We start from the raw sequence: 24,141 nt of genomic DNA on the forward strand, positions 1-24,141 counted from the left end.
TTTGGGAATACGCCGATGATGTCCGCAAGCTGGTTGTTCTCCGTGATGCTGTTTGCGATCTCGATGAGCGCGACGCCGGGGCCCAACAACGTCATGCTCACCGCCTCGGGCGCACTTTATGGTTACCGGCGCACCCTGCCGCATATCATCGGCATCATGCTCGGCTGCCTGGTGCTGTTCATGGCCATAGCACTGGGCCTGGGCCTCGTATTCGAGCGCTTTCCGATCGTGCAGCAGGTGCTGCGCGTGGTCGGCGCGCTCTATCTGCTGTTTCTGGCCTGGAAGATCGCCTCCGCGCCGCCGCCCGCGGTCGCCCACGACGGCGATTCGAGGCCGCTCACCCTGTGGCAGGCGGCACTGTTCCAGTTCGCCAACCCCAAGGCCTGGGTCATGGGACTGACGCTGATGGCGAGTTTTCTGCCGCAACACGGGCCGCTCTGGCTCAACGCGTTTGCGCTGGCCGTGCTCATGGAACTGATCGCCTTTCCCTGTATCTCGTTCTGGGCCGGCTTCGGTATCGCCATTTCCAGACGCCTGACCACCGCCCGCTCGTGGCGCATCTTCAACGGCGTGATGGGCGCGATGACCGCGGCCTGCGTGGGCTTCATCCTCTACTGATTCCGACGCACAGCCGCCGCGTTCATAGCCAGTCGCAGGCCTGGGCCAGATCACGGGTGAACTGCGCCGATGCACGTGCGGCCACGTCGGCGTCCGGCAGGCGCAGCAGATACGAGGGGTGCACCGTGAGCAGTATCCGCCGGCGGCCCCCGCCGTGCGCTGATTGCACGATCGTGCCGCGCTCATGGGTAATGCGTACCGGCCTGCCCAGCAGCGCCTGCGCTGCCGTGGCGCCCATTGCCACGATCAGCGCCGGATCGAGCAGATCGATTTCGTTGTCCAGCCACGACTTGCAGGCAAACACTTCGGGATCGGCCGGCCGCACATGCAGGCGCTGTTTGCCACGCGGGGCGAACTTGAAATGCTTGACCGCGTTGGTCAGATACAGCGCGTCGCAGTCGATACCCGCCTGGGCCAATGAACGGTCGAGCAAGCGACCGGCCGGGCCGACAAACGGTCGCCCGGCCAGATCCTCGGCGTCACCCGGCTGCTCGCCCACGATCATCACCCGTGCATCGCGCGGGCCTTCACCGAAAACAGTCTGCGTCGCGGGCTCCCAGAGCGGACAGCGCCTGCAAGTGCGGGCCTGCAAGGCCAGCCGTTCGAGCGAGTCCGCCGCACTTCGTGCCACGGCCTCGGCGTGGTGCGCGTCGGGAGTGGCCGGGCGCGGGCCACATTGCAGCGCATCCGTTGTCCCGACCTCGTCCTCCATGGCAGCCACGCGCCGATCGGCGTCGCGCAGCAGCTGTGGGATCAACTGCGCCTCCGGCATGTTCTTCCAGTATTTGACCGGCATTTCGGACTGCATCGCACGGATCTTCACCCGCGCTGGATTGAAGATGCTGCGGTAATAGGTCCGCCAGGCATCCTCGAGCACGTCGTCGTCGGGCGCGGCACTCTTGTCGGTGCCCGGCGAAAACCACACCGCGCCGTTGTTCATGTCCGGGCCGTCGTAGTGGGCGCAACCATACGGGGTCAGAATCGACCAGCGCATATTGGCAAAACGGCGCCGGAAGAAGCCGCTGGCATAAGCCACGATGAAATGTTCGGGCTCGAACCAGGCGACATAACGCGGCTCTCCGTCCGGCGCATCGGTCTCGGCGACCGCCCGGAAGCGCACGAACGCCTTCATCTTGTGCACGTCGCGGCGGACCGCCTTGGCATAGGCGGTGATACGCGCGACCTGCGGGTCGCCGCCGAGCTGCAACAGATGGCGCTCGCCGTGCGTCAGCCGCCAGAGCAGCTGATACATCAGCGCCCAGCGATCCGGGCTGCAATGACAGCTCGCCGCGCGCGCCAACCCGACGAACGCTTTCGGCACGCGTGGCCCCGTATCCGCTGGCGTGACTGGGAAGGCCTTCGCCTCGCCTGCCGACACAGGCTGCCACCACACGGCCTCGGGCGGCGTTTCTGCCAACAGCTGGGCACGGGCCGCCGCCTGCCAACCGCGAAAATCGGCGACGAACGACGCCACCGCTCGCGCATCACCGGTGGTGACCTCATCGAACAGGGACGGCTGCTCCATCAGAACGCAAACGCCTGCTGCCGGGCCGGGGGCGCAAAACGAGCCCGTAGCCGATCACTGTCGATATCGCCGAGTCCGGGATGATGATTGGCACAGATCACGAACGGCATCGCTTTTTTAACCCCGGCCCTCAGCGCCACGAGGTCCTCCAGCCGAATACTCTGCCAGCGACGAATCTTGAGCAGCTTGTTCACGCTTTTCACCCCCAGGCCCGGCACCCGCAGCAGTTGCTCGCGCGCGGCCCGGTTGAGATCGACCGGGAAATAACCGCGATTGCGCAACGCCCAGGCCAGCTTCGGGTCCAGATCCAGATCGAGCATGCCGGCGGCGGCGGCCGTATCGGAGCCGGCGGTGATCTCGTCGTGCCGATAGCCATAGAAACGAATCAACCAGTCGGACTGATACAGCCGATGCTCGCGCACCAGCGAGGTCCGCTGCGCCGGTAGCCTCGCGCTGGCATCGGCAATCGGCGAGAACGCCGAAAAATAGACGCGCTTGAGCTTGTACGCCGAATACAGATTGGCCGTGGTCGACAGGATCTGCGCGTCGGTGGAGGGTTCCGCGCCGACAATCATCTGCGTGGACTGGCCGGCGGGGGCAAAACGCGGCGGCGCGATCTTGCGCGGCGCGGCGTTGGTGATGCGCCGGGCCTCGCGACGCTGTTCGGCGTATTCGTCCTGGCGCGCGCGGATACGGGCCATCGACAGCTTGATGGTGCGGTGGTCCTTCTCCGGCGCCAGATCGGCGAGCGCGATCTGCGTCGGCAGCTCGACGTTGATGCTCAACCGATCGGCGAAGCGCCCGGCATCGGCGAGCAGCTGCCCATCGGCATCGGGAATGGTCTTGAGATGAATATAACCACGAAAGTCGTGGTCGAGCCGTAGTGAACGCGCCACTTCGACCAGCTGGCCCATGGTGTAATCCGGCGACTGGATCACACCCGAGCTCAGAAACAGCCCTTCGATATAGTTGCGCTTGTAGAAATCCAGGGTGAGATCGACCACTTCCTTCGTATTGAAACGCGCCCGCTGCACATTCGAGGAATTGCGATTGATGCAGTAGGCGCATTCGTAGATACAGAAATTGGTCAGCAGAATCTTGAGCAGCGAGATACAGCGCCCGTCCGGCGCATAGGCATGACAGATGCCCGACCCTTCCGACGAGCCAACGCCACGCCCGCCCACAGACGAGCGCCGGCTGGTCCCGCTGGACGAACACGACGCATCGTATTTGGCGGCGTCCGCCAGTATCTCGAGTTTCTTGAGCAGCTCCATGCTGCATATATATACAGCGGTGTCGGTTTCGGATTCAATCGGTGAAAAAACCGATGACATACCGCCGCGTGCCGCCCTTTTCAGACACGGGAACACGTCATGAGAGAGGCTCGTTCACCGTATGACGCAGCGTCGAACGCAGTTTGTAGCGCTCGCTCGCGTGGTAGGTACGCGTGATCATGAACACATCATCGAGCTCATCGAGATAGTGTCGGATCACGCGCAAGCACGGTGAACCCGCGGGTACGCCCAATATCGCGGCCGCATCGACGGGCATTTCCGTGGCACTGGCGTTCTGATTGACCGTGAGCGTTCGGCGGCCGTAGCTGCGTTCAATCAACACGCAGATCAGCGTATCGGGCTCGCGACGAACCTGCTCGCCAATATCCGAATGCGCCGGATCAATGAAATTGTCGGTCCAGCACACCGGCTGCGGCGGCTGTTCGCTCATGTCCAACCGCTGGGTCGCGATACACAGCCAACGCGACCCGGGCAGACAATCGAGCTCTTCGGCCGTGGCGATATCGATGACCTGGCTGTCAATGCGTTCGACCCGCCGCAGATGCGTCTCACCGAACTGCACCAGATCGTCTATCGACGACAGCTGCTGCCGATAACCGGACGACTGAGCGGGCGCCTGTACCCGCGTGCCGATACCCGCACGCCGTGTAACCAGGTGCTGCTGGTGCAATTGCTCGATCGCCTTGCGCACGGTCTGCCGACTGACGCCATGGTGCTGGGCAAGTGCCACTTCCGCAGGCAGCAGCGACCCGACGGGATAGCGGCCGTCACGTATCGCGCCGATCAGGGCGCGTGCGACCCGTTGATACCTAGCTTCGGCCATGCGCGATCCAGGGGATAACAATGTTCATGACGGTCACGATCCCGGTTTGTGTCCAAACGCGCAACGGTGACATGCACGGCCCGCTTCCCATCCGCGGATTGCGCACGCGTGTTGACACCATTATCGCTCTCCATTATTAATGTACGTACATTTTTATTAGTTTGTACATTTGGTGGCCCGGTGCGCGACTCATATCTCTTTCAAGACAGCTTTAGTACGCCGCAGATGCGGGCGATTTTCGCCGATCGCAATCAGATCGAATGCTATATCCGTGTCGAGACCGCTCTGGCCCGCGCGCAGGCACAACTGGGCGTGATCCCCGGCGAGGCCGCGCAGGCGATCGCCGACACTGCGCGCTACGACCTGCTGGATCTGGCGCGGTTAAAACACGACACCGAGAACGTCGGCTATCCGATTCTGCCGCTGGTAGAGCAACTCGCCGAGCACTGCGGCGAAAACGGTGGCTATCTGCACTGGGGCGCAACCACGCAGGACATCATGGACACCGCGTTGATCCTGCAGATGCGCGACGCGCTGGATCTGGTCGTCGCCGAGATCGAGACGCTGCGGACGACGCTGACGGATATGGCACGTACCCACCGCGACACGCCCATGGCCGGGCGCACCCATCTTCAACATGCGCTGCCGATTACCTTCGGCTACAAGGCCGCGGTGTGGCTGTCCATGTTCGATCGCCATATCGAGCGGGTCGAGCAGCTGCGCCCGCGCCTCGAAGTGGTGGCGTTTTCCGGCGCTTCCGGCACGCTGGCCTCGCTCGGTGATCGGGGACTTGATGTCCAGGCAGGACTCGCGGCCGAACTCGGTCTGGGCGAGCCGTCCATCAGCTGGCACACCGCGCGCGACGCGTTGGCCGAAGCAGTACACTGGCTCGGTCTGGTCACTGCGTCGCTGGGCAAGATCGCCCAGGACGTGATGCTGATGATGGCCACCGAATTCGGCGAAGTATTCGAACCGTTCGTGCCCGGCCGCGGCGCCAGCAGCACCATGCCGCAGAAGCGCAATCCGATCTCCTGCGAGATCATCTGCTCTGCCGCCAAAAGCGTGCGCCAGCACGGCGCGCTGATGCTCGACGCGTCAATTCAGGATTTCGAGCGTGCCACCGGCCCGTGGCAGGCGGAATGGATCGCCATTCCCGAAAGCTTCGTTCTGACCTCTGGCGCACTGGCCCAGGCCAATTTTGCTCTCGCCGGCCTCGAGGTAGACACCCAGCGCATGGCCGCAAACCTTGATATGACCCACGGCCTGATCGTGGCCGAGGCGGTGATGATGGCGCTGGCCGATCACACAGGTCGCCAGGCCGCACACGACATCGTCTACAGCGCCTGTCGCCGCGCCAGCGAACAACAGCTGCCGCTGGCCGACGCGTTGGCAGCCGAGGCCCGCGTGACGACGCATCTGGATAGCCAGCGTATCGCCGAACTGACCGATCCGGCCAACTATCTCGGCCAGGCGCCGTCGATGGTCGATCGCGTAATCAACTGTCCGCGCTGAATACCGCGCCGCGGCCCATACACAGGGGAATTCGAGATGACACTTTTCCTTCTTGGACTCAAGCAGTTCTGCGCGCTGCTGATCGTGGCGCTGATCAGTCTGCTGGGCGCCAACGTATTCATGCGCTATGCGCTGGGCTCGCCGCTGTTCTCCACCGCCGAAATATCGCATCTACTGATGGTATGGCTCAGTTTCGTGGGCATTGCCGTGGCAGCGGCAGAACGCCGACACATGGCCATGGATCTGGTGGATAGCCTGTTGCCGGCGCACTACGCACGTCGTCTGTCGATCGCCATCAGCGTCGTGGTCGTGATTACCAGCATCTACGTCGTCTACAGCGGTGTGCGCCTGGCATTGTTCAATCAGTCGCTCTACAGCGAACAGCTGCAGATTTCCTATGCGTTCTTCTACGGCGCCATCCCGGTGGGCTTCTTCTGCTACCTGCTGTTCGAGCTCCGTCACCTGGTCGATCTGCTGGCCGGACGCGACGCCCCTGCCACGCAGCCGTAAACCCAAGCTGGCCGACTTAAAAATAACAAGACCGAGGAGACCTTCATGATTCTTATCGTGCTGCTGATGCTGGTGGCGCTGATCGCGCTCGGCTTTCCGATCGCGATCGCCCTGCTGGTATCGAGCATCTTCTATTTCTTCATGCAGGACGTACCGGGCATGCTCATCGTCCAGCAGATGATGACCGGTGCGCCGTCGTTTGTACTGGTGGCGATCCCGTTGTTCATCCTTGCCGGTCAATTGATGAACAACGGCGGCATTACACGCCGCATCATCCGCTTCTGCAATGCACTGCTTGGCCGTGCCAAGGGCGGACTGGCGCAGGTCAATATCCTGTCGAGCATGATATTCGCCGGCATCTCCGGCGAGGCGGTAGCCGATACCGCCGGCTTGGGCGGGGTGCTGATTCCGGCGATGAAGAAACACGGCTATTCCGCCGAGGACGCCGGTGCGATCACCGCCGCGGCGTCGGTCGCCGGCCCGATCATCCCGCCCAGCATTCCGATGATCATCTGTGCGTCGCTGGCCCAGGTCTCGGTCGGGCAGATGTTTCTCGGCGGCGCGCTGCCTGGGTTGCTTTTCATCGTAATGGCCATGGTCTTCACCTATTTCATTGCCGACCGCGCCGGTTTCCCGCGTGGCGAGAAATCCAACTGGTCAGAGCTCTATCACGCCTTCATCGACGCCTTCTGGGCGTTGATGGCACCGGTGATCATCGTCGGCGGACTGATCACGGGCATCGTCACTGTCACGGAGGCAGCGGTGATCGCGGTGCTCTATGTATTCATCATCGGCCAGTTCGTCTATCGCGAGATCGACCTGCGCCAGGTCGTCTCGGAGCTGTGGTACACCGCCGCCCTGAGCGGCGCGATCATGTTCATTCTGGCCAGCGCCAAGGTCTATACCTATGCGCTAACCCGCGAGCAGATCGCACATGTGCTCACGCAGAGCCTGGATATATTCATCAGCTCCCCCAATCTGCTGTTCATCGTGATCATCCTGATCGCCCTGGTCATCGGCGCAATTCTGTCGACCACGGCCGGGCTGCTACTGATGGTGCCGCTGCTCGCGCCTCTGGTGGATGCCTCCGGCATCGACCCGATCCATTTCTATGTGCTTGTGACCATCGCATTGTGCATAGGCACGCTGACACCGCCGGTGGGCATCAACCTCTATCTGGCCGCCTCGATCGCTGAGGCTCCGCCACAGCGGGTATTCCTGCGCGCACTGCCGTATCTGCTGCTTCTGCTGGCCATCATCGGGCTGGGCATTTTTGTGCCGTCGCTGGTGCTGGCCTTGCCTCATCTCGTCTACGGGGGTTGATGTCATGACCATACCCGCTTTCCGAACTCCTGCATCAGTGCGCCGCGTCCATCGTCTGCGCTGGCTCATCATCTCCGTGCTTCTGGTCGCCCCGGCCGTGGCGCTGGCAGCCGACGATGGCGCGACCGCGACACCGCTGGCCGACCTCGACGACCTGACTCTTCATTTCGGCACCAATGCGCCGTCCAAGTCGCCCAGCGGGCGCGCGGTCGAGAAGTTCGCCCAGTTTGTAAGCGAGCGCAGCAACGGCCAGATCACTGTCCAGATCTATCCGGCCAATCAGCTCGGCAGCAACCGCGACATGGTCGAGCAGACCGCCCTCGGCGGGCTGGACATGGCGATGGAGGGCCTGGGCATCCTGGGTTACGTCGAGCCGGTCTACAACCTGCTGCAGGTACCGTTTCTGTTCGATAGCCAGGCCCATATCCACAAGGTGCTGGACGGGTCGATCGGCCAGCGCCTGGCCGCCAGCATCCTGGAAAACCGCAACATCAAGCTGCTCAGCCAAACCTGGGACCGGCTGCCACGCCAGCTCTGTTCGAAGAAGCCGATCCGCAGCCCCGAGGACATGGCCAACGTGCTCATCCGTACCGGTTCCAAGGGGGCGACCCAGACCTTCAGGCTGCTCGGCGCCAAGCCGAGTTCGATACCGCTCAACGAGTTGTATCTCGCGCTCCAGAACAACGTCGTCAACGCCGTCGACCTGCCGGCCGACTACATCTACAACCTCAGTCTCTACGAGGTCTGTCCGTATATGGACGTCATCGATCACACCTACGGCACCCAGTTCGTGGCCATGAACCGGCGCGTCTACGAAAAACTGCCGCCCGCGTATCGCGAGATCATAGAGCAGGCGGTCGCCGATGCCGGCCGCTTCAACAACGAACTCGATCGGTCGATGGACGCCGATTACGCCAAGCGTCTCGAGGACAACGGCATGACCGTCGTGCATATCACCTCCGCTCAGCACCAGGCTTTCAGCGACCAGGTTGCCGATCACATCGACGAGCTGGAAGCGATCTGGCCCGCGACTCATGGCCTGGGCGCCGAAATTCGCGCTGCCGCACCGGCCACGCCGCCTAGCAATAACTGAACTGATTCAAAAACAAGCCTGCCATGAAAATAAAACGTATCGTAGAGAAGGACCTGCCGATCAGTTCGCCGGGCGCGAACGCCGTGGTCGACTTCGCCGGCTTGACCACCAGCGTGATAGCCATCGAAAGCGACCTGGTTCGCGATGGCAAACCTGTCGTCGGCTATGGCTTCGGCTCGATCGGCCGCTGGTCGGTGGGCGGATTGCTGCGCGAGCGTTTTCTGCCGCGTCTGCGTGCCGCATCGCCCGACGCGCTACGCGACGAAACGGGACTGATCGATCCGTTTCGCTGCTGGGATATCGCCATGGCCAACGAGAAACCGGGCGGCCACGGTGAGCGCGCGGTCGCACTCGGCACCCTCGACATGGCGCTCTGGGACCTGCGCGCCAAGGCCGAACAACTTCCCCTGTGGCAGTTGCTGGCCAACCGCTATCGCGACGGTCACGCCGACGAGACCGTGGCCGTCTACGCGGCCGGAGGCTATTACCGCGGCGACGACAACGTGAGCAGCCTGGCCGACGAAATACGCGGCTACATCGACCTCGGCTACACCGCGGCCAAGATCAAGATCGGAGCCGCACCGCTGGCCACCGACATGAAACGCGTGGAAGCCGCCATCGACGTGCTGGGGTCGCCCAACGCGCTGGCCGTGGACGCCAACGGCCGCTTCGACCTAGCGACCGCGCTCGAGTACGGCCGAGCGCTGTCTCAGTACGATCTTCGCTGGTACGAGGAAGCCGGCGATCCTCTGGATTTTCGCCTGCAGGCCGTACTTGCCGAGACGTTGCCGCTACCGCTGGCCACCGGCGAGAATCTGTTCTCCTCGGCCGACGCACGCAACCTGCTGCGTTACGCCGGCATGCGCCCGGACCGTGACGTGCTGCAGTTCGACTGCGGCCTGTCCTACGGCTTGCCGGACTACCTGAAGACGCTGAAATTGATGCACGCGCACGGCTGGTCGCCGCGCGCGGTTCACCCGCACGGCGGTCATCAGATGTCGCTCAACCTGGCCGCCGGTCTCGGCCTGGGCGGCAACGAATCCTATCCCGGCGTGTTCCAGCCACTGGGCGGCTTCGCCGACGGTATTCGTGTCGAAAAAGGCGTTGTGCGTCTGCCCGAGATACCCGGCATAGGCCTGGAGCTCAAGTCGCAGCTTTGGCAGTTTCTCCGCGACCTGCTCTGACGCGCCGCGCCCCACCTGGCGCCAGTTGCCAACGCGCGCTTTACGGCTTAACAATGACGAGAATCGCTATCTCGTGATTTCAGGCGGCCCGCCGCAGGATTACTCATGCCGACCGAAGCCGAGGCTGCCGCCGCGCCCGATACCGTCAACGAGATCGTTGGCACCATCTCGGACTCGCTGTGGGTGGTATGGGGCGAATTCATCGCTCACCTGCCTTTTATCGGCCTGGGTCTGTTCATCCTGCTTTTGACCTGGGGCGTGGCCTGGTTGAGCGGTTATCTGACCCGCACGCTCGTGGGTCCGCGTGCCCGCGCATCACTGCATCGACTGGTCGACCGGCTGCTGTCGCTGGCGATCTGGACCGTGGGGCTGATGCTGGCTGCGGTCGTGGTGTTCCCCGGCCTGTCGCCGGCCAAGGCGCTCGGCGGGCTCGGCCTGCTGTCGGTCGCTGTGGGGTTTGCGTTCCGCGATACCTTCGAGAACTTCTTCGCCGGCATGCTCATGCTGTGGAAATACCCGTTCGAGAGCGGCGATTTCATCGAGTGCGGCGACATCCTCGGCCGCGTCGAGCAGATCAACATCCGCATGACCACGATTCGCAAGACCAGCGGCGAACTGCTGCTGGTGCCCAACACGGTACTGTTCCAGAACCCCACCCAGGTTCTCACCGACCGGCCGATACGACGCATCACCATCATGACCGGCGTGGCCTATGACGAAGACCTGGCGGCGGCGATCGCCGTGATCGAACCGGTCGTGGCCAACTGCGAAACCGTGGTCGACGGTCAGCCGGTCCAGATTTTCGCCCAGGGGTTCGGCGACAGCAGTATGGATATCGAGGTGACCTGGTGGTGTGATTCCACGCCGCTGGGTACACGCCGCTCGCGCCACGAGGTGGTGGTGGCGATCAAGACCGCGCTTGATGCCGCGGGCATCGAGATCCCCTTCCCCTACCGCACCCTCACTTTCAAGGAACCGCTATCGCTGGCCGGTTCGGCGACGAGCGAACCGGATCAGCCCTAGACTTCGCCCGCGGGCACGCCAAGACAGAACAGGGCCACCGGCGCACGCTCGGCAGGCAACATCAGCTGCCGCGCCAGCGCCGATTCATCGAAACCCATGACGATGACGCCGCCCAGGCCCTCGGCCTCGGCGCTCAGGTGCAGGGTCTGCAGGACGGCGCCTGCTTCGATATCCACATAGCGGTCGCCGCGCCGACCGTCGGGCTGCTGATCGGCGAAGTGTGCGCGCGCTGTTTGTTGATCGGCCGCCACGACAATCACGACCGCCGCGGACTCGAGCCATTCGTCGTCGGCCAGCGAGGTGGCCAGCAGCGCGCCGGGCTCAATGGTTCCCAGTCGTTTGGCAAGTCGGCCGTGTTCGCGTTCGATCGCATAGAGTCCGGCTTCGACGTCGGTCACGCGCCGTGCGATGACGAACAACTCCAGCGGATACAGCGCATGCGCCGAGGGCGCGTTGCGCCAGCCGCCGGCATCGCTCTGCGAGTCACCCTGGGCATTGCGCAACAACCGCTGCAAGGCCGCTGCCGGCACATCCGCGGGCGTGTAGTCGCGCACGCTGCGCCGTCGTTCCACCAGATCGGCCAGCGCCCCTCGGTGCGCGGGCTGGCTCTGGTCGTCTTTCGTCACCTGTGCTCTTCCCTACGCAGATCGCAGCGACGGCTAGCGCAGAAAATCCACCAGCGCCGTGTTGAACTCGTCGGCGTGGGTGGCGTTGATACCGTGCGGGCCGCCCTCGATGACGGTCAACGAGCAATCGGCGATTGCATCGACCGAGCGCTTGCCGCTCACCTCGAAGGGCACGATGCCGTCGGCGTCGCCGTGAATCACCAGCGTCGGGATATCGAATTTCTTGAGATCGTCCCGGAAGTCGGTCCTGCCGAAGGCGGCGATGCAATCGAGCGTGCCCTTGGGCGAGGCGAACCAGGCGATATCGCGGTGATACTGGCGGCTGGCCTCGCTGACCAGAAGACCGCCTTCCTCGGTGGAGAAGAAGTTGGTCGCGAAATCCTCGAAAAACGCGAGCCGATCGCTCTTCACGCCGTTCTCGAACTGTTCGATGGTGGCGTCGTCGAGGCCGCCGTCCGGGTTGTCGTCGCTCACGTAGAGGTACGGCGGCACGGCGGCCGCCAACACAGCCCGGGCCAGGCGATCGGTGCCATAACGACCGATATAGCGGGCGACTTCGCCGCCGCCCATGGAAAAGCCGACAAGCGTGGCGTCGCGCAGGTCGAGATGTTCCATGAGCGTGTTGAGATCGGCAGCCAGGGTGTCGTAGTCATAGCCGTTCCACGGCTGCGACGATCTCCCGAAACCACGGCGGTCGTAGGTGATCACGCGGTGGCCGGCGTCGATCAGCGCCGGGATCTGCTGTTCCCAGGAACGGCCGGACAACGGCCAGCCATGAATCAGAACAACCGGAGTGCCGGAACCGTAGTCCTCGTAATAGAGTTCGACGGGGGCGTTGTTTTCGGTGGCAACCTGAACAAAGGCCATGGTTCATCTCGTTTTTCGTAAGCCAAAGTAAAAAGGTGGCGACGCCCGGCGGTCAACACAAGGATCGCTTGATGCGCTCAGCCGGACGCCGGCGCCACACAAGCCGATCGCTTGCGTCTACTGCATCGGCTTGCGGAACTTGTAGATGAACTGATCGGTGTGGCCACGGATCGACGGATCGAACACCTTCTTGTCGTGGCTGTCGTCGGGGTTGCGCAACGCATCGCTGGCGCCCTCGAAAACGAAACCGGCGGCCTCGGCCTGGGCCTTGACGACGGCCGGCTCGATGCGATGCAGGGTATCGGTCTGGCTCACGCCGGCGCCCGGCGCCGCCACATGATCGGTGATCAGAAACACGCCGCCGGGCTTGAGCGCCGCAAAGGCCTGCGTATCGAGACTGACCGCATCGGCTTTCGGGTCCACTGGCAGCATGTTCATGTAGTCGTGATAATTCTGCGCGGTGAACACCAGATCGACCGGTTCCGGCGTGCTCAGTTCGGCGGCCGGCTGGCGCAACAGGCTGACGTTGCGGTAGTGGCGGTCCTCGATGATCTCCAGGATCGCCGGCACCATGCTCTGGTGGGCGCTGGCGACCTCGTCCGGAATCAGTTCGTAGACATGGCCCTGCTTGTCCACCACGGCGCTGAAGATACGCGTCCAGTATCCGCCGCCGGGAATCAGTTCGAGCACTTTCTGGCCGGGTTCCAGACCGGCGAAACGCAGGACCGCGCCGGGCTTGCGGCGGGCATCGTCGTCCGCGTCGTCGCTACGGGCCGGATCGGCCAGCGCCGCGCTGATCGCGTCGTTCGCGTTGCCCTCGTCGGGCGATGCGTTCGTGGCAGCCAGCACGCTTGCCGGCCATAACAAAGCCAGGGACAGAACGAAAACGATTGGACGCATGGACAACTCCTGTGAACGAGGACAGCGCCAGTGTGCGCCGCCCTGAAACCTGCGCGCCAGCCTCTGTCTAGGGCGGCGCGATCCTGCCGACCACATCCAGCGCCGTAGCCGACGGCTGCAGCACCACGATTTCTCCCGAGGCCGGAAACACGTCGCTGAGCGCGGTGATATTGACCTGGTGCGTCACCAGCACCGTCGGCTGTCTGGTGCCCGCCTCGGCGAGCAGCGCGCGGACGGTTTCCGTCTGCGCCGCACCCTGTGCCCGGTTCGAGAAGAACGAATTGAGCGCGGGCGTGGCGATGACCGCGCCCAGATCGAGCAGACGCGCCGTATCCAGACAGCGACACCACTGACTTGAGCGCACCACCGCGGCATCGATGCCATGGGCCCGGAAGCGCGCGCCGATGGCCCTGGCCTGGGCGCGACCGGCCGCGGAAAGATTGCGTTGGGTCGCGCAGTCACCCAGGGTGAAATCTTCCGGATCGCCATAGCCGGGCGCGCTGGCGTGGCGCATCAGCGCGACATAGTCGCCATTGGCCAATCCGCGCCAAAGCGCGGCGTTATCATCCGCGGCCCACGCCCCGCCGAACGGCATCCAGACCGATGCCGAGACCAGCAGCGCAAACCAACACCCGGCGGAACATCGCGACATCGGTTATCACCCTTCGCTCGTGAACCCTGACATTACAGCGATTGCAGGCGGCCTGTAATCCGCGTTTTCGTCTGTCCCGCCCCGGTCGCGATTCCCGAACAGAAACGGGCGGCCACCGCGCCGGCCGTCTGGTCAAACGCGGCGTTTGCACCGAAACTGGGCCCGCGGGTGCGTTGCCCGCGCCACTCCGGCCCGCCGTGAATACACCGACGCCCCGCCGCACCGACCGTCGTCAGCTCCAGCAGATCGTGGCCGGGCTGTCTGAAGGGATCATCCTGATCGATCCCGATCGGCGCATCCTGTGGGCCAACGAGTCTGCGCTGGCCATGCACGACATAACGGACATGGCCGCGCTGGGCGGCACCGCGGCCGGCTATCGCCGGCGCTTCACGCTGACCTATCGCAACAACCATGCGCTCAAGCCCAATCAGTACCCGATCGATCGGCTGCTGGCCGGCGAGATCTTCGAGGACGTCGTGGTACGCGTGCAACCGCGCGGTGCGCCCGACATCGAGCGCACCCACCAGCTGCGCGGGCGCATCCTCACCGACGCCGATGGGCAGACCGACTGCCTGGCCCTGATGATCGACGACGCCACCGAGCGGTTCACTGCCGAGGAGCGCTTCGAACGCACCTTCAACGCCAATCCGGCGCCGGCGCTGATCTGTCGGCTGTCGAACCTGCGTTATCTGCGGGTCAACCAGGGCTTCATCGACATGACCGGCTATCGTCGCGACGACGTGCTCGATCAGTCGGTCTATGCCATCGACGTGTTCGCCGCCTCGAGCGAGCGCGATCTGGCCATCGAGCGGCTCACCGAGGGCCGTACCATTCCGCAGATGGAGGCCACGCTGTCGCTGCCCGACGGCACGACCAAACTGGTCGTGGTCGCCGGGCAGCCGATCGAGATCGGCGACGACGCCTGCATGCTGTTCACCTTCATGGATCTGGAGCCGCGCCGCGTGGCCGAGGCGGCCCTGCGCCAGAGCGAGGAGCGTTTCGCCACCGCGTTCCGGCTGTCGCCGGTGCCCACCCTCGTGCTCGACCGGGACCGCTTCGAGATCCAGGACATCAACGACTCTTTCGGCAGCGTGTTCGGGTATACCGCCGACCAGGTGATCGGTGAATCGGCCCAGGCGCTGTCGCTGCTCGGCGAGCTCGATCTGTCGTCCCAGCTGGGCGAGCACGGCAGGGTTCGCGGCCTGGAACTGCAGGCGCTGACCCAGGACAGCAGCCCGATCGACTGCCTGCTGTCGGCCGACAGCGTCACCATTCACGGCCAGGACTGCGTGCTCGTGGTGCTTCAGGACATCAGTGAACGCAAGCGTTCCGAGGCCGAACTGCTGGGCGCGATCGAGGCGGTCATGCGCGATACGTCCTGGTTCAGCCACACTGTGATCGAGAAACTGGCCAATATCCGCGCTTCCAAGAACACCGTGCCCGAGGACGGCCCCGCGCTATCGGACCTGACCGCACGCGAGCAGGAAGTGCTGGCGCTGATCTGTCGCGGCCAGGCCGACAAGCAGATCGCCCATACGCTGTCGCTATCGCTGCACACGGTGCGCAACCACGTCGCCACCATCTATTCCAAGCTTGATGTTCACAAGCGTGGCGCCGTGATCATCTGGGCCCGCGAGCGCGGTTTTCCGGGCGACGCTACAGCCTGAGCCGACCGGCCACGCCGGTCCAAATGTACTACGCGGCGTAGTGCATTTCAGTCTGTTGCCGGCCCCGCACCACGCCTAGAGTTCGAATCGTGAACCACAGGGTTCGCCCGGCGCCCCGGACGGCGCCAGGCCCGACCATCGTACCCCCTGCGATGCGAGTGGGCCCCAGCCGCCGGCGGCCCGGACACCGTCATCGTCTTTTGAAGGAGTACGACCATGGTTGACAAGGAACGCATCAAGGGCAAGGCCGAAGAGGTCAAGGGTTCGATCAAGGAGCAGGTCGGCAAGGTGACCGGCAACCACGAAACCGAAGCCGAGGGCCGTGTCGAGAAGAACAAGGGCAAGACCCGCGACAAGGTCGGCAAGGTCAAGGACACCGCGCGCGACGTCGCCAAGTGACCCGCGCCTAGTCAGTGGGCGCGTCGGGTCACCGACGCGCCTTTTTTGTATCCGAAAGCGGCCCTTCCGCCCCTCGCTTGCCGGCGATTGCGTGGTGGTGACCGCCGCTCGTGTCCGGTATGAGCCCTTCATCCCGGCCGGATTTTTCAGGGCGCCGACCTCTGCGGCCGGGTGTGGTGGCCAACGCAAGCCGCCCGACACCGACGGCGGCGTCAGCCGACGCCCGGTTTTCTGCTGTCTGGCACGCTAGGGCCTGTTGCCGTTTCATACGGGCGCCGCGTTGGCGCCTGAAATTGCGCCAGGCAAGGCGCGAGCCGCCGGTCGTGGTAGGCCACGATCAAGGTGAGCAACGCCGCATGGCGCAATTTTAGGCCCAACCCTTCGGGACAACGGCCATTTGTCCGCAATCCAGCGCTACCACTCGCTTGTGTAGGCTGACTACACCGCACTCGCGGCGCCTTGTCTTGCAGACAAATGGTCGTTGGCGCGGGCTCGTATGAAACGGCAACAGGCCCTAGACTGAGCTAGCGAAGATCCGGCCCGCGGGCCACAGTCGAGCGTTTCAATGCTGCCGATATCCAACACGGTCTCACTCGCCGAACACGAGATCGAGCTGCAGGCGATCCGCGCCCAGGGCGCCGGCGGCCAGAACGTCAACAAGGTGGCCTCGGCCATCCATCTGCGCTTTGATATCCGCGCCTCGACCCTGCCCACGATCTACAAGGAACAGCTGCTCGCGCGCTCGGACCAGCGTATCAACGCCGACGGCGTGATCGTGATCAAGGCGCAGCGGTTTCGCTCCCAGGACAAGAACCGCGAGGATGCGCTCGCACGGCTGCAAGCGCTGATCCGCAGCGCCACCCGCCAGCGCAAGGCGCGCAAGCCTACGCGGCCGTCGCGGTCGGCCAAGCGCAAACGCATGGACAAGAAGACCCGCCACGGCCGTACCAAGGCGCTGCGCGGCAATGTCAGCCGCGATGACGGCTGAGCGCCAGGACAGCAGAGAACCGCATGGCTCGACTACGCGCTTTCCATGAAAGCCGGATCGCCGTGGCCACCGACGCCGGTTCCGGCATCGGACGCGCGAGCGTGAAGAACATCACCGTGTGCAACGCGTGCCAGGCACCCGCCAGCGCCGCCATCCGTTCATGACCGCTTTGTCCCTGCCGCACTGGATACTCGCGGGCGCCGGCAATATCGGCACCCTTGCCGCCAGCCATCTGATCGATGCCGGCCATGGCGTGACCGTACTGCACGAGCGGTTGAACAGGCGCGACAAGACGCTGACCTTCGCCGACGGCCGCCCCCCCCGACAACTGCAGCTGCCCTGCCGGCCGGCTGCCTCGATCGCGCAGCCGATCCGATATCTGGCGGTGGTCTGCAAGACACCGTATACCGCTAGCGCAATCGAACATCTGCCGCTGGCGGCCGACGCGACCGTACTCCGCCTGCAGAACGGCATGGGCAGCCTCGACGGCCTGCTGCCGAACCGAAGTACCTGCATCGAAGCGGTCACGACCAGTGCGGTCAAAGGCAGCGACCCGGTTCATGACGTGGTCGCCGAAAATCAGACCTGGATGGGCGGGCCGGACACGCCTCCGGGCTGGTACGCCGGCCTGGCCGCCCACTGGCCGGGCCTCGCCTGGAGCGACGCCATCCGAGATCGCCAATGGCAGAAACTGGTCGCCAACGCCGCGATCAACCCGTTGACCGCGATTCACGACGTCGCCAACGGCCGCCTGCTCGAGGTACGTGATCTGCGCGAGCGCATGACCGCGATCGTGGCCGAAGCCGACGCGCTGCTGCAGCGGCTCGACCCGCTATGGCCGGGCGATTCACTGGCCAACGTCGAGGCCATCGCCCGCGCCACCGCCGGCAATACCTCGTCGATGCGTGCCGACGTGCAGCGCGGCGCGGCCACCGAGATAGACGCCATCAACGGCTGGCTGCTGGATCAGGCGCGCCACCTCGGCCTGGCCATGCCGGCCAACGCGCGGGTTGTCGCCGAATTGAAACGCAGGGCGGACCCGCAAGCGGTTTACTAGTGCCTGATTTGGCAAGGCTTTCGCGCCCACTGACCGCGAAAGCCTCGCGTTACACGCCCATCAATTCATCTGTGGTCATGGGTAGGCGGTAAGCATCCGGTTACTTGCCTGTCCATGCAGCGATAACGTCCGGGTGGCCGTCGATGAATTTCTTCGCCGCGGCGTCGTAGGAGGTATTCTCCGCATCCACGAGCATGGCGTTGATCTGTTCCAGCGAGTAGTGCATCCGCTGGACCATATCGTGCACCTCGGGCGCACTGGTCTTCAGCCCCTTGCTGGCGATGGCGTCGACGTGCTCCTTGCCGCCGAGCACGCCTTCCGGGTCCTTGAGATAACGCAGGTCGAAGCGGCTCCACATCCAGTGGGGGCTCCAGGCGGTCACCACGATCCACTTGTTCTGCTTGATCGCGCCACCGAGCGCGCCGGTCATCGCCGCGCTGCTGGCGGTGATCAGGCGATAGTCGTCCAGGCCGTAGGTCTCGAGCGCTTCCTTGGACACCTGCATCTCGCCGGCACCGGCGCTGATGCCCTGGATGCGCTGGCCGAGCTTGTCGGCGATCTCGGGCTTTTTCAGGTCGGCGATGCTCGCCAGCTGATCCTCGGGCACGTAGGCGGGCACGGCCCAGCCGATTTTCGCGCCGTCGAACATCTGCCCCAGATTGTCGACCTGATCGCCGACCCGCTTCATGTAATCGGCATGGGTGCGTGGCAGCCAGGCGACCAGAAACAGCGAACGCTCGTCGTGCGCCACTCCCAGAAATGCCGGGCCGACGGATACCGTCTTGAGCTCGACCGGGATATCGTATTCGGACTCGATCACGTCCTTGGCGACGTGGCTCATCACCTGACCTTCGGCGTATTCGTCGACATAGATCGTGATCGGTTCATCCCTGGCAAGGGCCACGCCGACCGGCAGCAGGGCCGACACCAGCGCGATGGAGAGAAGCAGTAGACTGGTTTTCTTCATGAAAGAATTTTCCGATGAGTAAGGCGCATTGACCCGACCGAGTATTGGTAATCGCCGGGCCGCTCGCAAGCAGTACGCCGGGCGCCGCTATCGCGTTGCAGCAGATCGCTGCCCTCGGCAACGCCGGGGATGACCGAGGTCGTGCGCGATCCGGATGAGCTGTTCGCGGCACTGGCGCGTTCGCGATTTCGCCGACGTTTCGCGCTGGGCACGCGCGAGCGCGATTATTTCGATGCGCGCGGCCTGGCCAAGACCATGGGCCAGGCCCAGGCCTTCATCGCCGAGCGGCTGGCGCCGGCCGAGCCGTTCAATGACGGGCGCCAGACACCGATGCGCAATCATCCGGTGTTCGTGGCCCAGCACGCCACTGCCACCTGTTGCCGGCGCTGCCTCGCGCGCTGGCATCACATCCCGGCGGGGCGCGCGCTGGCGCAGGCCGAGCAGCGCCATGTGCTCGCGGTCATCGAGCGCTGGTTGCGCGCTCAGCACCGACCCGCGCAGCGGGATCTGTTCAGCGACTGACCCCGGCCCGGCGCTCAAGGCGCTGGCGTCGGACCGCTTCCGGTCTGTCGTTCGGCGACCCGGCGCCGCAGTTCCCGCAGGCGACCGTCATGTATGCCCTGCTCATCCAGATGCAAGACGGTGTTGTCGAGATACTCGGCGCTGGTACCGAGAAAGCCGTGGCCGGTGGCGATCAGGTGCACGATCTCGGTGTCATCGAGACGCCCGCAGTAGCACCGATGACGCGGGTCGACCACGAAGGTCACCGCCGGCAGACGACGCCCGTCGGCGTGCAGTTCCACCCAGCGCGGCCGGTATACGCCGGTGAGCATCTCGCGCCGCCACACCATCAGCAGTTCGTGTTCGAGATCGGACGCGCGCACACGCAACGCCATGCCCCGACACGATCCGCCGGGTACCAGTCCGAGCATGAGCCCGGGCGCATCGGGCGAGCCGCGTGCATAGGTCAGCTTGAGCTGAAAGTCGCGATGAAAGCCGTAGAGCCGCGCCATCCGCCGTTCGACCACGTTCACGCAAGGATTCCACAGCAGCGATCCATAGCCGAATACCCACACGCCGTCGCTGGTATCCACCGCGGCCGGGCGTGATCGCAGCGTGTCGCGCACCGACGCACGGACATCTTCCTGCGCGGTCAACGGCACTTCCGGATGTCGCGAACGCATGGTGTCGCGTATGCCGTCGCGTTCGAGAACGTCGCGGGTGATGCCGCCGGCCAGCCGGCCGCGCTCGGGTGGGGAATCATTCATTGCATCGAGTATCGCGCGAGAACCCCCTGCCGGCCAGCGCGGCCTGTTTCAGCCCGGCTGATTTGAGCGATCGCTGCCCAGCAGTGCGGCGAACGCGTCGGGCGCGTCAGGGCGGCTGAAGTAGTAACCCTGCACATCGTCGCATGCCTCCGAGCGCAGGTAGCGTTGCTGTTCGGCGGTCTCGACCCCTTCCGCGACCACATTGAGGCTCAGGTTGCGGGCCAGATCGATGATCGCGCGCGCCATGATCTGGTCGCCCGCATTGCTGGAAACGTCGCGGATCAGCGAGCGATCGATCTTGAGACTGTCGATCGGCAGCTCGCGCAGACGGGTGAGCGACGAGTAGCCGGCCCCGAAATTATCGATGGCCACCTGTACGCCCAGCCGCTTGATCGCACGCAGCACGTCGAACGAACGTCCCACATCGCGCATCACCGCGCTCTCGCTGATGTCCAGTTCGAGCAGATTCGGCGCCAGACCGGTGCGGGCAAGCACATCCTCGACCCGGCTCACGAGCTGAGCGTCGGCGAACTGCACCGGCGATATGTTGACCGCCACCGGCACCGGCCGCAGGCCGGATGCCTGCCAGGCCAGACTCTGTACGCAGGCTGTCTCCAGCACCCAGCTGCCGATACGGATGATCAGCCCGGTTTCCTCGGCAACCGGCAGAAACTGATCGGGCAACAGAGCACCGAGTTCCGGGCTGTTCCAGCGCAGCAGCGCTTCCACGCCCGTGATCCGGCTGCTCGCGAGACTGATGCGGGCCTGGTAGACGAGCGCGAACTCGTCGCGCTCGACCGCCCGCCGCAATCGGCTTTCCAGGGTGATGCGTTCGAGCGTGCGCGCGCGGATCGCAGGCGAATAATGCTCGAACGTATTCTTGCCTTTTTCCTTGGCCTGATACATCGCCATGTCGGCGTTCTTGAGCAGATGCTTCGCCTCGCGGCCGTCGTCGGGATACAGCGCGATGCCGAGACTGGCGGTCACGCGATAGTCGTGCCCCTTGATCGTCACCGGGTCGACGATGGTCGCCAGAATATTGTCGGCGACTGCGCCCGCGGTAGCGTGATCCTCGGTCTGCTCGATCATCACCAGAAACTCGTCGCCGCCGATCCGGGCAACCACATCGGTCGCCCGCACGCTGGCGCGCAGACGCCTGGCGACGATCTTGAGCAGCGCATCACCGGCATCATGGCCCAGCGAATCGTTGATCACCTTGAAGCGATCGAGGTCGAGAAACATCACCGCAAAACGCCGCTGGACCTGATCGGCGTCAGCGATTGCCAGCTCGAGCAGCTGATTGAACAGGGATCGGTTGGGCAAGCCGGTCAGTTCGTCATGCGTCGCCATGTACTCGATATAGCGTTCGCTGCGCTCGCGCTCGGCCTCGTGCTCGAAATGCGCCTGCGCGAAGACGATATTCTCGGCCATGCGCTGTAGCAGGCCGACACTGGTCTGATCGAACGTGCGGCGCCGCCGTGCCGCCAGCAACAGGGCGCCTACGGCACGCCCCTGCTCGATCAGGGGTACCGCGGCCGCCGAACATATCCCTCCGCGCCGCGCCAGCGCGTGCCAGCGGCGTGTACGCGAATCGGCAAGATAGTCGTTGCTCAGGCACGGCTCGCCGCGCCGAATGCACTCGGCGACCAGTCCTTCGTCGCCGGTCGACTGCGGCTCGGCCGATAACACGAACGCATTGACGGTCTCGACGCTCATCCCGGATGAGGCGGCCACAGACAGTACGCCCTCGGCCGCATCCGCCAGCACCAGGGTGGCCAGGGCGAAGCCGCCGCCGTCGACCGCGGCGTCGCATACTTTCTGATACAGCTCGTTGGGCGTGGTCGCCCTCAGGATGGCTTCGTTGGTGGCACTCAGGGTGGCGTACATGCGCTCCAGACGGGCACGGCTCTGCTCGGCACGCTGCCGGGCGCTGATATCGTGCACCACGCTCACGATCAGCCAGCGTCCGCCCTGATGGAGCGCGCGCCGATGCACCTCGACGACCGTACGGCCACCGTCGCGGGCGCGACTACTGGTCTGCATCAGCTGACCGGAGCGACGGATGACCTCGTCGTAGTCGCGCTCCAGCGTCTCCCGGTCCGTAAACAGTAGTTCGTGGGGCCATTCGCGCAGCAGCGCCGCCTGTTCCAGACCGGTCTGGCGACATGCGGTTTCGTTGACGTACACGAACCGCATCGAGGCACGATCGACGATGAAAACCATGGCCGGGCAGGCGTCCATCGCCGCACGAAACTGCACCAGTTCCCGTTGCTGTTCCTTTTCGAAGGTGACGTCCTTGCCGAACCCCCGGTAGCCCGACAGGGCACCGGCCGCGTCGTACAGCGCCTGACCGCACAGGCTCAGGTGGCAACGCGTGCCGTCTTCCAGCGTATAGACCACGATTTGATCCCGGAAGCGCCAGCCCTGGGGCGTGGCTCCCGGCGCGCAACGCGGCCAGCCCTGCCCGGTTTCGGTGGCAAAACCCACCTCGGCCGGGCGCTTGCCCAGCCATGACGCGATCGGCGTCGTATCCACCATCGCGCCTTCGAGGCGGATGAACCGACCGTCAGCATCCTGCTCCCAATAGAAATCGGATACCAGTTCGAACAGCGCGTCGGCTCTACGACCCGGCGGCTGCCCTCCGGGAAGGCTCATGTGGCTGCCCTCGACAACGGTCTAGTCTGCGCCGACGACATTGCTTGTTGCTCTGGTAACGATGGGTTCCCCTCGGTCGCTATGACGCGATCAGGCCTGGCGCCGGCCGGCACAGGCGCGCCTGCACTGCACCGGGCAGAATTTATCCGCGTCGCCCGTCCTCGAACCCGACTCGCCACGACGCATAGCAATGACCCGAGCAGGCAACGTTCGCCGCCCAGCCCATCGGACGGGCCCGAAAATCAATCTTAGCCACGCTCATTGCACGGGGCAATCTCCGACCCGAACCGCGCGCATCACTTTACCGGTCGTGGTCGAATCGCCGGACCGCAAGACATCGGACAATCCCGCTCATGCCCTTGTTATCGACACGCGGCTCGTTCTATTAAGCCACTGAAAATAGTAAAAGGAACCTGCTCGCGGGTAATGTTCTTGGCGTGGCCGGCCGCGCCTGTCGGCGATACTGGCGCCCGTCGTGCCAGAATGGGCCATCGATTTGGCGAAGATACTTACGAAAACCAAAGGAGAATCGAGATGAAACTGGACCGGGACCTCGAGGCCATACGACACAAGCTGGACGCCATGGACGCATCGCACAGCACCACGTTTACCGATGAGGAACACAGCGTCCTGGCCAACGCGTTGGCGCATTCGCAGCGGGCTCGATCGACGACTGCAGGCAACGGCGCAACGGCGTCGCGTGATGCCGACGAGACCCATCAGTACCGCAGCGAGCTCGATTTCTTCATCCTGTGTATCGGCTACACACTGGTCGCATTCGCCATTCTCGCGACCTTGCGCTGGTCGAGCGAAACGCCGCTCGGTGCCACCGGTATCTTCGGCCTGGCCTTTCTGGCCGGCTTGAGCGGGACCGCCCTGCGCGCCTATTACATCGGCCGCTGGGCACCCAGCCGCGCGCCGCTCGCAATCATGGCGGCCGCGATCCTGTGTCTTGTCGGTTCATTTTTCGGGCTGATCGCCAGCGGTGGCATCGGCGCGGCCGCCGGCATCGTGCTGGGCGCCATCTTCTTCCGGACGCTGATCAAAAAACGACCGGCAGAGAGCGCGGCGACCACCGATACGGCCCGGTAGCGGTAGAACCGGCCGGCACGATGTCGCGCTAACCGGCGCCCCGGCGCGACACCAACAAAAAAGGCGGGACCCCGAGGCCCCGCCTTTTTCGTGGACG

Annotated in this window: 24 protein-coding genes; 14 read left to right on the forward strand and 10 right to left on the reverse strand. The window is 64.4% G+C overall.

Annotated elements, in window-relative coordinates; all coding sequences use genetic code 11:
• Window positions 1-15 precede the first annotated feature (15 nt).
• On the forward strand, window positions 16-618 hold the full coding sequence (locus ACFOSU_RS04210; protein ID WP_380686777.1) for a LysE family translocator: 603 nt from the start codon (window positions 16-18) through the stop codon (window positions 616-618).
• Between the two features lie 22 nt (window positions 619-640).
• Here the strand turns inward: ACFOSU_RS04210 and ACFOSU_RS04215 are convergent, their stop codons facing one another.
• The 3 genes from ACFOSU_RS04215 to ACFOSU_RS04225 form a co-directional block, all read right to left on the reverse strand.
• Complete coding sequence (locus ACFOSU_RS04215) at window positions 641-2,143, reverse strand: UdgX family uracil-DNA binding protein (RefSeq protein WP_380686779.1); 1,503 nt, start codon at window positions 2,141-2,143, stop codon at window positions 641-643.
• Window positions 2,143-3,417 (reverse strand): putative DNA modification/repair radical SAM protein, encoded by a 1,275-nt coding sequence (locus tag ACFOSU_RS04220; protein WP_380689155.1) that lies wholly within the window; start codon window positions 3,415-3,417, stop codon window positions 2,143-2,145. Before ACFOSU_RS04220 ends, ACFOSU_RS04215 begins: the two co-directional genes overlap by 1 nt.
• 97 nt (window positions 3,418-3,514) lie before the next feature.
• Window positions 3,515-4,261 (reverse strand): GntR family transcriptional regulator, encoded by a 747-nt coding sequence (locus tag ACFOSU_RS04225; RefSeq protein ID WP_380686781.1) that lies wholly within the window; start codon window positions 4,259-4,261, stop codon window positions 3,515-3,517.
• A 180-nt stretch (window positions 4,262-4,441) separates the two neighbouring features.
• Between ACFOSU_RS04225 and pcaB the strand changes: the two genes are divergently transcribed.
• The 6 genes from pcaB to ACFOSU_RS04255 all read left to right on the forward strand — a co-directional run bounded on the left by pcaB (window position 4,442) and on the right by ACFOSU_RS04255 (window position 10,906).
• Window positions 4,442-5,773: a 3-carboxy-cis,cis-muconate cycloisomerase gene (pcaB, locus tag ACFOSU_RS04230; RefSeq protein WP_380686783.1), complete on the forward strand. Its 1,332-nt coding sequence runs from the start codon at window positions 4,442-4,444 to the stop codon at window positions 5,771-5,773.
• A gap of 36 nt (window positions 5,774-5,809) precedes the next feature.
• The gene (locus ACFOSU_RS04235) at window positions 5,810-6,283 is read left to right on the forward strand and encodes a TRAP transporter small permease (protein ID WP_380686785.1); all 474 of its coding nucleotides are present in this window, start codon (window positions 5,810-5,812) and stop codon (window positions 6,281-6,283) included.
• Window positions 6,284-6,328: 45 nt separating this feature from the next.
• Window positions 6,329-7,606: a TRAP transporter large permease gene (locus ACFOSU_RS04240; RefSeq protein ID WP_380686787.1), complete on the forward strand. Its 1,278-nt coding sequence runs from the start codon at window positions 6,329-6,331 to the stop codon at window positions 7,604-7,606.
• Window positions 7,607-7,610: 4 nt separating this feature from the next.
• Complete coding sequence (locus ACFOSU_RS04245) at window positions 7,611-8,699, forward strand: TRAP transporter substrate-binding protein (RefSeq protein ID WP_380686789.1); 1,089 nt, start codon at window positions 7,611-7,613, stop codon at window positions 8,697-8,699.
• Window positions 8,700-8,722: 23 nt separating this feature from the next.
• Window positions 8,723-9,883, forward strand: a complete 1,161-nt coding sequence (locus ACFOSU_RS04250; protein ID WP_380686791.1) for a mandelate racemase/muconate lactonizing enzyme family protein — start codon at window positions 8,723-8,725, stop codon at window positions 9,881-9,883.
• 105 nt (window positions 9,884-9,988) lie between these two features.
• Window positions 9,989-10,906, forward strand: coding sequence for a mechanosensitive ion channel family protein (locus ACFOSU_RS04255; RefSeq protein WP_380686793.1), 918 nt, complete (start codon window positions 9,989-9,991; stop codon window positions 10,904-10,906).
• Here ACFOSU_RS04255 and ACFOSU_RS04260 read toward each other — a convergent pair.
• From ACFOSU_RS04260 to ACFOSU_RS04275, 4 genes are all read right to left on the reverse strand, one after another.
• Window positions 10,903-11,532, reverse strand: a complete 630-nt coding sequence (locus ACFOSU_RS04260; RefSeq protein ID WP_380686795.1) for a nitroreductase family protein — start codon at window positions 11,530-11,532, stop codon at window positions 10,903-10,905. The two genes, ACFOSU_RS04255 and ACFOSU_RS04260, sit on opposite strands and share 4 nt — an antisense overlap.
• 33 nt (window positions 11,533-11,565) lie before the next feature.
• Window positions 11,566-12,399 (reverse strand): alpha/beta fold hydrolase, encoded by an 834-nt coding sequence (locus ACFOSU_RS04265; protein ID WP_380686797.1) that lies wholly within the window; start codon window positions 12,397-12,399, stop codon window positions 11,566-11,568.
• A gap of 117 nt (window positions 12,400-12,516) precedes the next feature.
• Complete coding sequence (locus ACFOSU_RS04270; protein ID WP_380686799.1) at window positions 12,517-13,299, reverse strand: class I SAM-dependent methyltransferase; 783 nt, start codon at window positions 13,297-13,299, stop codon at window positions 12,517-12,519.
• A gap of 67 nt (window positions 13,300-13,366) precedes the next feature.
• Window positions 13,367-13,951, reverse strand: coding sequence for a histidine phosphatase family protein (locus ACFOSU_RS04275; protein WP_380686801.1), 585 nt, complete (start codon window positions 13,949-13,951; stop codon window positions 13,367-13,369).
• A 197-nt stretch (window positions 13,952-14,148) separates the two neighbouring features.
• On the opposite strand from ACFOSU_RS04275, the gene ACFOSU_RS04280 reads away from it, so the two are divergent.
• The 5 genes from ACFOSU_RS04280 (at window position 14,149) to ACFOSU_RS04300 (ending at window position 18,062) form a co-directional block, all read left to right on the forward strand.
• Complete coding sequence (locus ACFOSU_RS04280; protein ID WP_380686803.1) at window positions 14,149-15,618, forward strand: PAS domain S-box protein; 1,470 nt, start codon at window positions 14,149-14,151, stop codon at window positions 15,616-15,618.
• Window positions 15,619-15,834: 216 nt separating this feature from the next.
• Entirely contained in the window at window positions 15,835-16,017 is a 183-nt protein-coding gene (locus tag ACFOSU_RS04285; RefSeq protein ID WP_380686805.1) for a CsbD family protein, read from the forward strand.
• Window positions 16,018-16,582: 565 nt separating this feature from the next.
• The gene (gene arfB, locus ACFOSU_RS04290) at window positions 16,583-17,005 is read left to right on the forward strand and encodes an alternative ribosome rescue aminoacyl-tRNA hydrolase ArfB (RefSeq protein ID WP_380686807.1); all 423 of its coding nucleotides are present in this window, start codon (window positions 16,583-16,585) and stop codon (window positions 17,003-17,005) included.
• A gap of 23 nt (window positions 17,006-17,028) precedes the next feature.
• On the forward strand, window positions 17,029-17,169 hold the full coding sequence (locus ACFOSU_RS04295) for a hypothetical protein (RefSeq protein WP_380686809.1): 141 nt from the start codon (window positions 17,029-17,031) through the stop codon (window positions 17,167-17,169).
• Window positions 17,166-18,062 (forward strand): ketopantoate reductase family protein, encoded by an 897-nt coding sequence (locus ACFOSU_RS04300; RefSeq protein ID WP_380686811.1) that lies wholly within the window; start codon window positions 17,166-17,168, stop codon window positions 18,060-18,062. Before ACFOSU_RS04295 ends, ACFOSU_RS04300 begins: the two co-directional genes overlap by 4 nt.
• A gap of 100 nt (window positions 18,063-18,162) precedes the next feature.
• Here the strand turns inward: ACFOSU_RS04300 and ACFOSU_RS04305 are convergent, their stop codons facing one another.
• Window positions 18,163-19,029, reverse strand: a complete 867-nt coding sequence (locus tag ACFOSU_RS04305) for a glycine betaine ABC transporter substrate-binding protein (RefSeq protein ID WP_380686813.1) — start codon at window positions 19,027-19,029, stop codon at window positions 18,163-18,165.
• 129 nt (window positions 19,030-19,158) lie between these two features.
• Between ACFOSU_RS04305 and ACFOSU_RS04310 the strand changes: the two genes are divergently transcribed.
• Complete coding sequence (locus tag ACFOSU_RS04310; RefSeq protein WP_380686815.1) at window positions 19,159-19,551, forward strand: DUF4186 family protein; 393 nt, start codon at window positions 19,159-19,161, stop codon at window positions 19,549-19,551.
• A 14-nt stretch (window positions 19,552-19,565) separates the two neighbouring features.
• Here the strand turns inward: ACFOSU_RS04310 and ACFOSU_RS04315 are convergent, their stop codons facing one another.
• Together ACFOSU_RS04315 and ACFOSU_RS04320 are read right to left on the reverse strand one after the other, a co-directional pair.
• A complete protein-coding gene (locus ACFOSU_RS04315; RefSeq protein WP_380686817.1) occupies window positions 19,566-20,297 on the reverse strand; it encodes a gamma-glutamylcyclotransferase in 732 nt (243 codons plus the stop codon).
• Between the two features lie 48 nt (window positions 20,298-20,345).
• On the reverse strand, window positions 20,346-22,952 hold the full coding sequence (locus ACFOSU_RS04320) for a sensor domain-containing protein (protein WP_380686819.1): 2,607 nt from the start codon (window positions 22,950-22,952) through the stop codon (window positions 20,346-20,348).
• Between the two features lie 534 nt (window positions 22,953-23,486).
• Between ACFOSU_RS04320 and ACFOSU_RS04325 the strand changes: the two genes are divergently transcribed.
• Entirely contained in the window at window positions 23,487-24,044 is a 558-nt protein-coding gene (locus tag ACFOSU_RS04325) for a hypothetical protein (RefSeq protein ID WP_380686820.1), read from the forward strand.
• Window positions 24,045-24,141: the final 97 nt, after the last annotated feature.

Origin of the sequence: Salinisphaera aquimarina (genome assembly GCF_042643355.1) — a bacterium.
GTDB classification, from domain to species: Bacteria; Pseudomonadota; Gammaproteobacteria; order Nevskiales; family Salinisphaeraceae; genus Salinisphaera; species Salinisphaera aquimarina.

Bases quoted from the DNA above. Each gene is read 5' to 3' on its own strand.
- ACFOSU_RS04210 (WP_380686777.1), top strand. From the start codon at position 16: ATGATGTCCGCAAGCTGGTTGTTCTCCGTGATGCTGTTTGCGATCTCG.
- ACFOSU_RS04215 (WP_380686779.1), bottom strand. From the start codon at position 2,143: ATGGAGCAGCCGTCCCTGTTCGATGAGGTCACCACCGGTGATGCGCGA.
- ACFOSU_RS04220 (WP_380689155.1), bottom strand. From the start codon at position 3,417: ATGGAGCTGCTCAAGAAACTCGAGATACTGGCGGACGCCGCCAAATAC.
- ACFOSU_RS04225 (WP_380686781.1), bottom strand. From the start codon at position 4,261: ATGGCCGAAGCTAGGTATCAACGGGTCGCACGCGCCCTGATCGGCGCG.
- ACFOSU_RS04235 (WP_380686785.1), top strand. From the start codon at position 5,810: ATGACACTTTTCCTTCTTGGACTCAAGCAGTTCTGCGCGCTGCTGATC.
- ACFOSU_RS04240 (WP_380686787.1), top strand. From the start codon at position 6,329: ATGATTCTTATCGTGCTGCTGATGCTGGTGGCGCTGATCGCGCTCGGC.
- ACFOSU_RS04245 (WP_380686789.1), top strand. From the start codon at position 7,611: ATGACCATACCCGCTTTCCGAACTCCTGCATCAGTGCGCCGCGTCCAT.
- ACFOSU_RS04250 (WP_380686791.1), top strand. From the start codon at position 8,723: ATGAAAATAAAACGTATCGTAGAGAAGGACCTGCCGATCAGTTCGCCG.
- ACFOSU_RS04255 (WP_380686793.1), top strand. From the start codon at position 9,989: ATGCCGACCGAAGCCGAGGCTGCCGCCGCGCCCGATACCGTCAACGAG.
- ACFOSU_RS04265 (WP_380686797.1), bottom strand. From the start codon at position 12,399: ATGGCCTTTGTTCAGGTTGCCACCGAAAACAACGCCCCCGTCGAACTC.
- ACFOSU_RS04270 (WP_380686799.1), bottom strand. From the start codon at position 13,299: ATGCGTCCAATCGTTTTCGTTCTGTCCCTGGCTTTGTTATGGCCGGCA.
- ACFOSU_RS04275 (WP_380686801.1), bottom strand. From the start codon at position 13,951: ATGTCGCGATGTTCCGCCGGGTGTTGGTTTGCGCTGCTGGTCTCGGCA.
- ACFOSU_RS04285 (WP_380686805.1), top strand. From the start codon at position 15,835: ATGGTTGACAAGGAACGCATCAAGGGCAAGGCCGAAGAGGTCAAGGGT.
- arfB (WP_380686807.1), top strand. From the start codon at position 16,583: ATGCTGCCGATATCCAACACGGTCTCACTCGCCGAACACGAGATCGAG.
- ACFOSU_RS04295 (WP_380686809.1), top strand. From the start codon at position 17,029: ATGGCTCGACTACGCGCTTTCCATGAAAGCCGGATCGCCGTGGCCACC.
- ACFOSU_RS04300 (WP_380686811.1), top strand. From the start codon at position 17,166: ATGACCGCTTTGTCCCTGCCGCACTGGATACTCGCGGGCGCCGGCAAT.
- ACFOSU_RS04305 (WP_380686813.1), bottom strand. From the start codon at position 19,029: ATGAAGAAAACCAGTCTACTGCTTCTCTCCATCGCGCTGGTGTCGGCC.
- ACFOSU_RS04310 (WP_380686815.1), top strand. From the start codon at position 19,159: ATGACCGAGGTCGTGCGCGATCCGGATGAGCTGTTCGCGGCACTGGCG.
- ACFOSU_RS04315 (WP_380686817.1), bottom strand. From the start codon at position 20,297: ATGAATGATTCCCCACCCGAGCGCGGCCGGCTGGCCGGCGGCATCACC.
- ACFOSU_RS04320 (WP_380686819.1), bottom strand. From the start codon at position 22,952: ATGAGCCTTCCCGGAGGGCAGCCGCCGGGTCGTAGAGCCGACGCGCTG.
- ACFOSU_RS04325 (WP_380686820.1), top strand. From the start codon at position 23,487: ATGAAACTGGACCGGGACCTCGAGGCCATACGACACAAGCTGGACGCC.